7 protein-coding genes are annotated in these 12,994 nt (G+C 70.1%); 2 read left to right on the top strand and 5 right to left on the bottom strand.

Annotated elements, in window-relative coordinates; all coding sequences use genetic code 11:
- The coding region (locus AB0C20_RS30995) for a deoxyguanosinetriphosphate triphosphohydrolase (RefSeq protein ID WP_357569299.1) at positions 1-1,222 on the bottom strand (1,222 nt) is incomplete at its 3' end.
- Positions 1,212-1,559, bottom strand: a complete 348-nt coding sequence (locus AB0C20_RS30990; RefSeq protein WP_357181568.1) for a VOC family protein — start codon at positions 1,557-1,559, stop codon at positions 1,212-1,214. The genes AB0C20_RS30990 and AB0C20_RS30995, both read right to left, overlap by 11 nt.
- Positions 1,560-1,812: 253 nt before the next feature.
- On the opposite strand from AB0C20_RS30990, the gene AB0C20_RS30985 reads away from it, so the two are divergent.
- Positions 1,813-2,313 (top strand): roadblock/LC7 domain-containing protein, encoded by a 501-nt coding sequence (locus AB0C20_RS30985; protein ID WP_357181571.1) that lies wholly within the window; start codon positions 1,813-1,815, stop codon positions 2,311-2,313.
- A 41-nt stretch (positions 2,314-2,354) separates the two neighbouring features.
- On the opposite strand, the gene ppdK is transcribed toward AB0C20_RS30985, so the two are convergent.
- Positions 2,355-5,063 carry a pyruvate, phosphate dikinase gene (gene ppdK / locus AB0C20_RS30980; RefSeq protein ID WP_357569298.1) on the bottom strand — a complete coding sequence of 903 codons (2,709 nt, stop codon included), beginning with the start codon at positions 5,061-5,063 and terminating at the stop codon, positions 2,355-2,357.
- A 317-nt stretch (positions 5,064-5,380) separates the two neighbouring features.
- On the opposite strand from ppdK, the gene AB0C20_RS30975 reads away from it, so the two are divergent.
- Positions 5,381-7,129, top strand: a complete 1,749-nt coding sequence (locus AB0C20_RS30975) for a beta-N-acetylhexosaminidase (RefSeq protein WP_357569297.1) — start codon at positions 5,381-5,383, stop codon at positions 7,127-7,129.
- Positions 7,130-7,148: 19 nt separating this feature from the next.
- On the opposite strand, the gene AB0C20_RS30970 is transcribed toward AB0C20_RS30975, so the two are convergent.
- Positions 7,149-8,300, bottom strand: a complete 1,152-nt coding sequence (locus AB0C20_RS30970; RefSeq protein WP_357569296.1) for a Clp protease N-terminal domain-containing protein — start codon at positions 8,298-8,300, stop codon at positions 7,149-7,151.
- A 56-nt stretch (positions 8,301-8,356) separates the two neighbouring features.
- A partial coding sequence (locus tag AB0C20_RS30965) for a polymorphic toxin-type HINT domain-containing protein (protein ID WP_357569295.1) occupies positions 8,357-12,994 on the bottom strand: 4,638 nt, incomplete at its 5' end.

Genomic DNA, 12,994 nt, shown 5'->3' with positions numbered 1-12,994 from the left:
GGCGGGTGTGCCAGGTCACCGCCGCCGGGTCGGTGAGCGAGGCGACCTGGTCGATCACCACCCGCAGTCTGGCCCTGTCGTCCGGGGCCCCCCGCCACAGCGGGGCGAAGATCGGGTCGAGCCCTTCCGGGGCACGCCGGACCAGCGCGGCCACCAACTCCGCCAGCATCGTCCGCTGCCGCTCGTAGCGGCCCCGGAAGCCACTGCGACGCATCACGTACCGCAGCGCGATGCCCTTGAGCAGCGCGCACTGTGCCCGCACCAGGCGGGGCACCACCAGATCGGCGGCGTAGCGGCGGTGTGGGCCCGGACCGAAGCGCTCCTCCGTCGCCGCCACCGCCGCGGACACGAACAGCCCGGTCACCCCGCTGGTGGTGGCCTTCAACGCGACCTGCGCGCGATGGCTGCCGTCGTACCCGCTCAACGGGGCGAGCAGCGGACCGGCCAGCAGATCGACGAGCACCTCGGCCAGGTCGGCCGCCGACTCCCCGGAGTAGACGGCCGCCACGTCGGCGCAGAGCGCGGCCCGCTCGTCGGCGTCGGTGAGCAGCGGGTGCAACGTGACGTAACCACCGTGGATGCCGTCCTCCACGTCGTGCACCGAGTACGCGACGTCGTCGGCCCAGTCCATCACCTGGGCCTCCAGGCAGCGCCGGTCACCGGGCGCGCCGACGCGGATCCAGTCGAAGACGGCCGTGTCGTCGGCGTACACCCCGAACTTGCGCTCCCCCGCCCGGCGCGGCCAGGGGTACTTGCCGATCGCGTCCAGCGACGCCCGGGTCAGGTTCAGCCCGGCGGACGAGCCGTCCGGGGCGAGCACCTTCGCCTCCAGGCGGGTCAACACCCGCAGGGTCTGCGCGTTGCCCTCGAAGCCGCCGCACGGCGTGGCGAGCAGATCCAGCGCGGCCTCGCCGTTGTGCCCGAACGGCGGGTGCCCGAGGTCGTGCGCGAGCCCCGCGACGTCCACCACGTCCGGGTCGCAGCCCAGCCGGGCACCCATCTCCCGGGCGATCTGGGCCACCTCCAACGAGTGGGTCAGCCGCGTACGCAGGAAGTCGTCAGTGCCGGCGGTGTGCACCTGGGTCTTGGTGGCCAGCCGGCGAAACGCCGCCGAGTGCAGCACCCGGGCCCGGTCGCGCTCGTACGGCGACCGGCGATGTCCGGTGTCCTTGGGCGGCTCCTCGACCAACCGCGCGTCCGCCGCCCCCGGCTCACTTTTCACGCAGTACGCAGAACTCGTTGCCCTCGGGGTCGGCCAGCACCGTCCACTCGACGTCGCCCTGACCGATGTCGACGTGCCGGGCACCCATGTCGACCAGGCGCTCGACCTCGGCCTCCTGATTGGCGGGGCGCAGGTCGAGGTGCAGCCGGTTCTTGCGCTCCTTGCCCTCGGCCACCGGGCCGAAGAACAGGGCGGGCACCTGGTCCGGGGACTGGCGGATCTCCACGCCGCTCGGAGTCTCGGTGACGACCTGATAGCCGAGCGCCTCGGCCCACCAACGGGCCAGCCGGGCCGGATCGCGGGCGTCGACAGTCAGGCTCTCCCAGACACTGGTCATGCAGTCACCTCTTCCCGTTCGACGCGGCGCCCAATCGGCCGTGTGCGAGCGAGCCAAGATTACGCCCGCCACCACTGCTCGACAGGCTCACGACGCATCGACGAACTGCACACAACCACCGATTGGCCCCCAGTTGCCGACCGATCGCCGAGGGTTACGGGCTCGCGGCCGGAAGTCGCCACCGGTAGCGTTCCCAGCGCGGAAAGTAACCATCCGACTGACACGCAGAGCCGACCGGTGAGGGGTATCGCTCGTGGACGCAGACACGGTGATGGGAACGGAGCTTCGTGGGCTGCGCCAACGCCGACCCGACATCGCCGGCACGGTGCTCGCGGGCACCGACGGCCTGCTCATCTCCAGCGACCTACCCAGCACCGACGCCACCCATCTCGCCGCGCTGGCCGCCGCGAGTTTCGGGCTCGGGCACCGGGTGGCCGACACCGTCCGGCAGGGTGAGTTCCGGGAGTCGGTCGTGTGCACCACGGCAGGCTGCGTGGTCACCTATCCGGCCGGGCGCAGCGCCCTGCTGACCCTCGTCACCATGTCGGCGGCGGGTGACCTGGAGGCGCTGCACGAGGAGGCGCGGGCGGTGGCCCGTCGGGCGGGGTCGTTCCTGGACGTTCGCGGCGGCGGCATCGGCGCCACGGCTGTTCCGGACGCGCACGCGCCACTCGCCGTGCGTACCCCGATGGCGACACTGCCGACGCAGTTGGGCCGCCCGGTCCGGCCGACCTGGCGTCGTCCGCCGATCTGAGCGCCGGCGGCGGCCGGGTGACCAGCCGCCGCCGACGTGCGTCAGCGGCTGTCCGACCCGCCGGTCTCCACCACCGCCCGGCCGGCCTCCAGCCGGGCCACCGGCACCCGGAACGGCGAACAGGACACGTAGTCCAGGCCGACCTCGTGGAAGAAGTGCACCGAGTCCGGGTCACCGCCGTGCTCACCGCAGACACCGAGCTTCAGCCCGGGGCGGGCGGCCCGGCCCTCCTCGGCGGCGATCCGCACCAGCCGACCGACGCCGTCGCGGTCGATCGACTCGAACGGCGAGATGCCGAAGATGCCCAACTCCAGGTAGCGCCAGAAGAACGCGCCCTCGACGTCGTCGCGGGAGAAGCCCCAGCCCATCTGGGTCAGGTCGTTGGTGCCGAAGGAGAAGAACTCGGCCGCCTCGGCGATCTGCCCAGCGGTCAGCGCCGCTCGGGGCACCTCGATCATGGTGCCGATCAGCACCTCGACGCCGCTGTCCCCGACCACCTCGGCGATGATCTTCTCGGCCTCGGCGCGGACCGTCTCCAGCTCCTGGACCGCCCCGACCAGCGGCACCATGATCTCCGGCTTGGCCACGCCCCCGTTGCGGGCGCAACTGACAGCCGCCTCGGCGATGGCCCTGACCTGCATCGCGAACAGGCCGGGGATGACCAGGCCGAGGCGTACGCCCCGAAGCCCGAGCATCGGGTTCTCCTCGTGCATCCGCCGGACGGCGGCGAGCAGCGCCTCCTCCTTGGCCACGTCCTCGCCGCGTTCCTGGGCGACAGCCACGTTGACGGCGAGCTGCTCCAACGGCGGCAGGAACTCGTGCAGCGGCGGGTCGATGAGCCGGACGGTGACAGGCTGGCCGTCCATCTCGCGGAAGATCTCCTCGAAGTCGGCCCGCTGCAACGGCAGCAGCGCCGCCAGCGCCGCCTCCCGCTCGCCCGGGGCCCGGGCCAGGATCAGCCGCTCGACCAGCTCCCGCCGGTCGCCGAGGAACATGTGCTCGGTGCGGCACAGCCCGATGCCCTCGGCGCCGAAGCGCCGGGCCCGAGCGGCGTCCGCGCCGGTGTCGGCGTTCGTGCGGACCGCGAGCCGCCGCTTCCCGTCGGCGTGCGTCATGATCCGGTGTACGGCTCGGACCAGCGCGTTGTCGATGTGCTCGGGGTCGAGGCTGCCCTCGAAGTACTGCACGACCTCTGAGGGCATGACCGGCACCTCGCCGAGGTAGACCTTGCCGGTGGTGCCGTCGATGGACACCACGTCGCCCTCGGTGACGGTGTGCCCGGCCACTGTGAAGCGCTTCGCCGGGACGTTCACCTCGATCTCGTCGGCGCCGGAGACGCAGGTCTTGCCCATGCCCCGGGCCACCACAGCGGCGTGGCTGGTCTTGCCGCCGCGTGAGGTGAGGATGCCCTGCGCGGCGATCATGCCGTTCAGGTCGTCCGGGTTGGTCTCCCGGCGCACCAGGATCACCGACTTACCCTCGGCGGCCAGCTCGACGGCTCGGGCGGAGGTGAAGACCACAGTGCCGGACGCCGCGCCGGGCGATGCGCCGATGCCCTTGGCGACCGGTTGGAACTCGTGGTCGAGCTGGAAGCGCGGGAACATCAGCTGGGCCAGTTGCGCGCCGTTGACCCGGTGTAGCGCCTCGTCCAGGTCGATCAGGCCCTCGTCGACCAGTTGCCCGGCGATGACGAACGCGGCGGCGGCGGTGCGCTTGCCCACCCGGGTCTGCAACATCCACAGCTTGCCGCGTTCGATGGTGAATTCGATGTCGCAGAGGTCCTTGTAGTGCTCCTCCAGCCGGGCCATGATGCCGAGCAGCTCGTCGTAGGAGGCCTTGTCGAGCTGCTCCAACTCCTGCAACGGCACTGTGTTGCGGATGCCGGCGACCACGTCCTCACCCTGGGCGTTGGCCAGGTAGTCGCCGTAGATGCCCTGCGCGCCGCTGGCCGGGTCACGGGTGAACGCGACACCGGTGCCGGAATCCGGGCCGAGGTTGCCGAAGACCATTGTCACCACGTTGACAGCGGTGCCCAGGTCGGCCGGGATGCGCTCCTGGCGGCGGTAGAGCACCGCGCGCTCGGCGTTCCACGACTCGAAGACCGCCCGGATGGCCAGGTCGAGCTGTTCGCGTGGCTGCTGCGGGAACTCCCGGCCGGTGTGCTTCAAGAAGATCTTCTTGTACGCGTCGACCAGCCCACGCAGGTCGTCGGCGTCCAGATCCAGGTCGTTGTGGGTGCCCTTGGCGCGCTTGGCCTCGTCGAGCGCGTGCTCGAACTCCTCGCCCGGCACCTCGCAGACGGTCTTGCCGAACATCTGGATGAGTCGCCGGTAGGAGTCCCAGGCGAACCTGTCGTTCTGTCCCGCCTGCGCGGAGAGCCCGACCACGCTCTGGTCGTTGAGACCGACGTTGAGGACGGTCTCCATCATGCCGGGCATGGAGAACTTGGCACCGGAGCGGACGGAGACCAGCAGTGGGTCCTGCGGGTCACCGAGGCGCTTGCCCATCGTGCGCTCCAGCGATTCCAGGTGCGCCTCGATCTGACCGGCGAGCCCGTCCGGTTCCCGTCCCGTCGCGAGGTACGCCTGGCACGCCTCGGTGGTGATGGTGAAGCCGGGCGGGACGGGCAGGCCCAGGTTGGTCATCTCGGCGAGGTTTGCCCCCTTGCCGCCGAGCAGCTCCTTGAGTTCCTTGTTGCCTTCGGAGAAGTCGTAGACGTACTTGTGATCGACGGTCTCTTGCGCTGCCACCAGAGCCTCCACAACACACGCGCCGGATTGACACTTAACGAAGGTTCAGTTTTCTTCTTCCCCGGGACGGACCGCCGGTAATCCCGGGGTCGACGTCGATCGGTGGGCGAAGGTTAAGCGAACATCGAGTGACCTGGGACCGTTCGGTGACAATTGGCACAGCCATCACGACTATCCGTGTTCGTACCGGTTTTTGGGAACGCTTCCATGCGCACCATCACGCATCCCGGCCGAGCGTCGTACGCTTGACGCCACGCCAGCCGGTGAACCTCACTTTTGCCATAACCGACGCGAATACACCCCCCGGAGTCGCCGCCGTGTCGACCACCTCCTCCCCCGGCCCCACCGCCGTCCCCACGCCGCTCTCAGCAGGTGAACCGGACGCGGCCACGCTGGCCCGCGCGGCCGAGCAGACAGCGGGCACCCTGCTCGCCCCGGCGGCCCCGCACCGGCTGGCCGACGTCGTGCCCGCCCCCCACCAGGTCCAGCCGGACCCGACCGCCGACTGGGCGCTCCCGGCCGACGCGGTCGTCGTGGCCAGCGCCGACCCCGCCGCGTTGGCTGTCGCCGAGCAGCTCGCCCAGCTCCTGCGTCCGGCCACCGGCTACCCGCTGCCGGTCACCGACGCCACCACGCCGGAGCCCGCCGGTGGCATCGCGCTCGTGCTCGACGGCAGCGCCGACCTCGGCGCGGAGGGCTACAGCGCCGACCTCGGCGCGGAGGGCTACAGCGCCGACCTCGGCGCGGAGGGCTACAGCGCCGACCTCGGCGCGGAGGGCTACCGCCTCGACATCGCCACCGACGGAGTACGCGTCACCGCCACCACCGCCGCGGGCCTCTTCTACGGCGTACAGACGCTGCGCCAACTGTTGCCAGCGGGGATCGAGAGCCCCAGCCCGGTCACCGAACGCTGGGCGCTGCCCGGCGGGACCATCACCGACGCACCCCGGTTCCCCTACCGGGGCGCGATGCTCGACGTCGCGCGGCACTTCTTCGCCGTCGAGGACGTGCTCCGGGTGGTCGACCACCTGGCCCGCTACAAGCTCAACCACCTGCACCTGCACCTCACCGACGACCAGGGTTGGCGGATCGCCGTCGAATCCTGGCCGAGGCTGACCACCATCGGCGGGACGACCGAGGTCGGCGGTGGCCCCGGCGGGCACTACACGAAGGCCGACTACCAGCGGATCGTCGCCTACGCGGCAGCCCGCCACATCACAGTCGTTCCGGAGATCGACCTCCCCGGGCACACCAACTCGGCGCTGGTCGCGTACCCGGAGCTGGCGCCGGACAAGATCGCCCCGCCGCCGTACACCGGCACCGAGGTCGGCTTCAGCTACGTCGACCCGGCCGACGAGCGGACGTACGACTTCGTCGCCGACGTGTTGGGCGAGGTTGCCGCGCTCACCCCCGGCCCCTGGCTGCACATCGGCGGCGACGAGGCGTTCAAGGTGAAGGGCGAGGTCTACACCGGTTTCGTCGAGCGGGTCCAGCGCATCGTGGCCGACCTCGGCAAGACCGTCGTCGGCTGGCACCAGCTCGCGCCGGCCGCCCACCTCGACGGGCGGGTCCTGCAGTGGTGGGGCACGAGCGGCGAAGACCACACCACCGCCGAAGCGGTACGCAGGGGCGCTCGGCTGATCGTCTCCCCCGGCAACCACGCCTACCTGGACATGAAGTACGCCCCGGACACCCCGATCGGGCACGACTGGGCCGGCCTCATCGACGTGCGGAAGGCGTACGACTGGGATCCGGGTACGCACGTAGTCGGCGTACCCGCCGAAGCGGTTCTCGGTGTGGAGGCCCCACTCTGGACCGAATCGGTCACCTCGCTGGCCGACATCGAACTGCTGCTCCTGCCCCGCCTCCCGGCCATCGCCGAGTTGGGCTGGTCACCCCGGGCGAGCCACGACTGGGCCGGCTTCCGCGACCGCCTGGCCGGCCAGGGCCCACGCTGGACGACGGCCGGGATCACCTTCCACCGCGCGCCCGAGATCCCCTGGCCCACGAGGCCGGCACTTCCCGCACCGCGCGGCGCGACCAGCGGGACGACGTCCGATCGCTAGCGACACCGGCAGCGCAAGCTCATGGTTGGACCAGGCCGAGACGGCGAGCCGCCAGGTCGCGAACCACTGACGGGTCTACGCCCAGCTCAGTGAGCAACCGCCGGGCCTCCTCGTCCGGGTCGGTCAGCGCAGCGTGCAGCAGGTGGATGCTGCCGGCCGGCAGTCGGGCGCCGAGGGTGCTCAGCTCACGCGCACGCTCGGCGATCCGGGCCGCCGCCACTGTCCACGGCGGGTTGGTCCGGTCGGTGCGCCAGGCCCGCTTGGGTCGCGGCCCGGCGAACTCCCCGCCGTATCTCGCCGCCGCCACGACGAGACCTGCTTCCTGCCGCCTGAGCCCGACATGATCGAGCAGGGCTTCGTTCCCGCTGCCGGAGGGTCCTGCGGGACGCAGCTCCCCCGCGCGCATCTCTTCCTCCAGCACCAACACCGCCAGGATCAGATGGGCCGGCGAGGTGCGGTCGTGTCCGACACGTACCGTCTCGGCCACCGCCTCCAACTCCAACCAGCCAAGCGCGGGCGTGGTCTGGCTGAACAACCGGCTGGCCGAGGAGATCAGGCGCGTCGCCAGCCGCCCGCTCCGCACGGCCCCGGCGCCGGGCCCGGTGAGCACCCCGAGCTGCCGCAGTGGTGCGGCCAACCCCAACCACGGCGGCTCCTGGTCACCCCGGGGCCAGATTTGCGCCACCGCGTCGTCGAGCCGACCAGGGATCAGACGATCCAGGTCGACGTAACGTTGGGCCCGGTCACCAGGCCCCTCCAGAAGCGTCTCCAGCAGGTGATCGCTGCCCACCCACCGAGCCTGACGGTGTAGGGCCAGTTGAGCGGCCATCCGTAGCACGGACTCTGCCTCGAGCTCCCACCCGACTGCTCGGGCGAGTCGGTCAACGGCCGGACCCGGCCACCCGAATGAGCGCCAGTACGCCTCGCGCTGCGCTCGAACCAGCTCGAACGTGACCTCGACCGACAGCCCGAACACGTCGTCCGTGGCATCCGAGGCTGCCGGCTCCCGCGGTTGTGCCCGTACCGGAACCGCCGGGCGCAGCCGCGGATACCGACCCAACAGCGCGAAGAGGAGGTCGTCGGTGCCGATGCTGACCTGCTTGAGCCGGGCAGCCTCGTCTGCGGCACGGCGTAGCACCGCGTAGAGGCCACCGCCGATCGTGACGGACACGATCCCCCCCGTCCCCCGCACCCTGATCAAGTGCCTGGTTGGCTGGCCGACCGTGGCTAGATACCCGTCATCTTCAACGGGTTGTACGTGACCCGATGCTGCGGAGAGTAACGGTGCGTCCCGCGATAGACCTTGGGCTTGCGGTGTGCAGCGTAGCCCCCACCGCCAGCCCGATAACTCTTCTTCGCGGTGCGGGCCGCGTAGTAGGCCCGACCCCCGTACTCCGCCGCCTGCTTGGACCAATGGTTGGAGGGCAGCCAACCCAGGAGCTTGCTGTAGACGCTCTTGTCGTAGACCTCCGAGGCGCCCTCGACGGCTCCGTTGAGCCCTGCGCGTACCCAGGGGGGCAGCAGTCGCATGGCGAGACTCGTTGACCCGTGACTGCGCAGTTCCCGGCCGTGAGTGGGCTCGTAGTCCGCGTCCTGGCTGGACTTTCCCTTGGCACGATGCTTGCCCCCGCAGTTGTGAACGAGGACCGGGTCGTCGCCTGCTCGTACGAGGTAGGTGTGGATGTCGTCGACAGTGAGGTTGTGGACGGTCGCGACAGCACCGTACGCGACGACCGCGATCACACTGACCCGAACTCCGTCGGGATTCAACAACACGTCGCCTGGCCGCAGGGCCTCCGCGCTCAGCCATTCCCGCCGGTTGTCGGCCCAGAACGGGTGCCCGTCGGTGGCGGTCAGGGTGCCGTCGGCCCTGCTGTCCCGGTCCGAGTCGACGCTGATCTCGACGAGCTGCTTGTCTCCGACACCGGTGATCAATGCGGTGACCGGGCGGGCCCCCTCCTCGCCGGTCTCCGGGTCCACGGCCCGCACCACGTCATCGATCGCGATCTTCTCGATGGCCTTGTACGTACCATCCGCCATCAGCACGGAGGTGCCTGGCAGGAAGCTGTTGGGGGTCAGACAGCTGTCGAGGGGGTCCGGCCTGTTCTTGGCGGCGTTCTTCACCGCGCCGGCACCTCGCGCGGCGGTCTTGGCCTGCCGGACTCCCGGGACCATCGAGGCGATGCCCATGGCACAGCCCGCGGTGTCCCCGCCCGCGCAGGTCTTGGCGGTGTCGATCGCCCCCGCCACCGCGGCCACCGCACCGGCGGCGACCGCCACCACCTGCGCCGGTGGTGGCAGCACGGCGGCCACCATCGCCACCGTGCTGGCGACCGTCGAGATGGTGCCCGCGTTGTTGACCACGGCCCTGGCCGCCGACTTGGTGGCGCTGGCCACCGCGTTTCCGGCCCGGCTCGCCGCGTTCTTGATCTTGCCGAAGAAGAGGCCGTCCGGGTCGGCGAACGTGACCGGGTTGTTGTTGGCGTACGCGTACGGGTGCAGGCGCTGCGGGTCGTACTCGTCCGTCTCCGGATCCACCGAGATGAACGCGCCGAGCGCCGCGTCGTAGAACCGGGCGCCGAGCAGCGACAGCCCGGTCGGGTCGCTGATACCGCCGACGAAGCCACGCTGTCCCGAGGGCCACGTGCCACCAACGCCGCCGGAACGCGAGTTGCCGTACGGGTCGGAGTATCTGATCGTGTCGACCCGGGTGACCGAGTTGACCGCCCAGTTCGCCGAGTCGTGCTGGTCGGATGCCAGCCAGACGACGTCCTTTGAACCGGTGGCAGTGGACGACGTGCGGGAGGCGACAGTGTCACCAGCGTGGTCGTAGTAGCGGGTCGCCGTCTTGTCCTGCCCCGCGACGCTCAGCTCGTGCCCGGCGACGAACACCGTGGCCTGGCCGTTCGGATCGATCCGGGCGATCCGGTTGCCGTCGACGTCGTAGACCATCCGCGTGGTGCCGGCGGGTCCGGTGATTTCGGTGAGCTTGCCCTGCGGGCTCCAGTCGAGGGTCTCGCTGACCCCGTCGACCCGTCGGTAGGTGAGGTTGCCGGTGTCGTCCCAGTCGTAATGATCGACCCGCTCGCCAGTTGTCACAGTCCGCACTGCCTGCGGCTTGTCGGCGCCCTCCTGGCCGTAGCCGTAGCTTGAGGTCACGCCGGTGCGCTTGTCGGTCACCGCGCTCCGGGAGCCCGACTTGTGGTACTCGTACGACTTCCAGTACGGGGAGACGCCGCCCACGTCCCCGGCCGTCACCCCGTCCGCGCAGGTGGGAAGCGCCTGCGTCCACGCCTGAGTGAGTCGCCGCAGGTAGTCGTACTTCATGCACTGGACGTCGCTGTCGGCGGGCCGCGGGTTGTCAGCGTTGTCCAGCGGCCGGTTGGCCATCGACAGCACGTTGCCCGCCGGGTCGTAGCGGTAGCTGAGCGCGGCGACGTTGGTCACCGTGGCGTCGCGGTCGAAATAGAACTCTTGGAGCCGACGGGTGACGTCGTCGTAGACGTACGTCTGGTAGGCCTGCGGCTTGTTGTCGACGCCGAGCTTGCGGCTCAGCACCTCGCCGTAGGGCGAGAAGGTGGCGGTGTCGACGTAGACGGTGTTCGTCCCCGACGGGTACGAGGTGCCGACCAGTCGGGTCACGTTGCCCAGGTCGTCGTAGGTGTGGGCGATCGTCTCCCGCTCGAGCGCGCCGACCTTCGGAACGTTCATCCGGTCGGGTGAGCCGTCGGCCTTGTACGTGTAGGTGGAGACATAGGTGCCGGCGGCACCCTCCAGGCCGGGCATGGCCGGCACCACCGACTCCTCGTCGGCGACCTGGTACGCGCTGCTGTAGGCGAACACCTCGCGGGTGAACTGATGCCCGCCGACGATCGAGCGCTGCTTGGTCAGGTGCCCCTTCGCGACTGTGTCGTACGTCCAGTCGGCGGTCAGCTGACCGTTGACCCGACGGAGCTTTTGCCGCCCCAGGGCGTCGTACTCGGTGGAGACCACCTCGTCCAACGTGTTGGTGGACGACGTCACGTCGTCCGCGTTGTCGTAGGTGAGGGTGGTTTCCCCCTTGTCCGGGTCGGTGGTCTTCACCTCCCGGCCGCGCAGGTCGTACTCGTAGCGCCAGACCTTCCCCGCCGAATTCGTCACGCTCGCCAGGTCGCCACGCGGGGTGTAGGTGTAGGTCGTGGCGTCGAAGCCACCGCTCGGGGTCGCGCCGTGATACTGCCGCAGCTCGGTCGTTTTGTCGTCGACGTCGCTGATCGTGACGGTGGCGGTGCCACCCTGCGGCGGGGTGACGGCGACCTGCCAGCCATCGGGGTTGCCGCCGTAGGTGGTGGCTGTCGCCCACAACTGGCCGCTGCTCGACCAGGTGCCCTCGTTGATCACCCGACCCAGCGCGTCGTGACTGAACACGGTCCGCACGCGATCCCCGCCGAGAGTGGGCAGCATGAAGACGGTGGAGGGCGCTCCCGTGATGTGGTTGGGGCCGGACTTGTACGCCTCCAGGCCCCGGTCGTTGTAGCCGGTCGATTCCACCAGGCGCTGCCCGCCCTGGGCGTCCTCCTGCGTCTGCACGGACCGGTAGAGCGAGTCGAAGAGACCAACCTCGGTGAGGTACGTGCCGTTGGGTCCGAGTCGCTTGGTGGTGACCGCCAGCGGCCCGTCGTTGCGGACCACGTACCCGAACTCCATGTTCGGGGTCTGGGTCAGCTCAGCGCGGCCTGGGAGCCACACCTTGGCCAACCGGCCGAGCGGGTCATGAGCGAGGACGGTGCGCTTGTTGTTGGCGTCGACGATCACTGTCGGTTCGGCCCAGGCCGGCTGCTGGGTGGTGGTCGTCTTGTGCTGGAGTGGGTTGAGGGTGACCGTTTCGGTCACCGGCCCGGGACCAGCCGGAGTGTAGGTGGTGGTGGTCACGCCGCCCCGCGCGTCGGTAACGGTCAGCTTTCGGCCCAGCGCGTCGTAGGAACTACGGGACGTGACCGCATAACTGGGGCCGGTCCCCCAGGTGTCGAGGGTGTCCTCGCGGGTCACCAGGCCCTTGCTGGGAGCGGAGCCGTGAGTGTCCGATCCGTCGTGGTAGGTCTTCACGTCGGAGATGACGTCAGCCGGTCGGGACGGGGCGTCAGCGCAGGCCTTGGCGACCGTCTCCACCCGGGACACGGCCTCGCGGATCCACTTGTCGGTGTTCGTGACGTACGTGGTGCGGGTGCAGGTGTCATCGCCCGCCCGGCCGGTGTCGCCCAGGTCGGAGACCACCTCTGGTAGGCCGTCGGAGTTGGAGGTGGTAAGGGTTTCGGTCCGCGCCCACTTGTTCGCCGCGAGCAGCTTGCGGGTCTTCTCGACAGACGGGCGACTGAGGTACGCGCGGTCGGTGCCCCCGGTGTGGGTCCGCGCGGCCGTCTGGCGGGTCCAGTACTGCGTGGTGGACGCCTCGACGACGGTCGACCCGTCGAGGGTCGCCTCCTCGAGTGGGGAGCCGGCCAGCGCCGGGTGGTCGGTGTACCTGTTGGACTCCGAGTCAGAAACCTCGACGCTGCGCCTGGTGCCATTGGGGAGCGGCTGGTCGTGCAGGCCCCGGTAGAACCGCTTCTGGGTGGTCAGCGGTACGCCCCGACCCGGCTCACCGACCTTGGTGACCACCTGGGAGTAACCGCGCCACTGCCCGTACGTGCGGTGCTTCTTCTTGGTGAACTCGCCGTCGTCGTAGCCCCAGAGGACGGTCGTGCCACCCCCAGCGGTGCTGTACTCGTACCGCGTCGTGATCGCCGGCTGATCGGCGGTGCGGTCGATCTCGGAGATCTCGGTGACGACGTACTTGTGGAACCAGTCCCGCTTCGGATCCGTGTAGCCATCCGGGGTCCAGTACAC

Origin of the sequence: Micromonospora sp. NPDC048843, from assembly GCF_040649965.1 — a bacterium.
Taxonomy (GTDB): Bacteria; Actinomycetota; Actinomycetes; order Mycobacteriales; family Micromonosporaceae; genus Micromonospora; species Micromonospora hortensis.
This window is presented reverse-complemented; position numbering and strand designations above follow the sequence as displayed.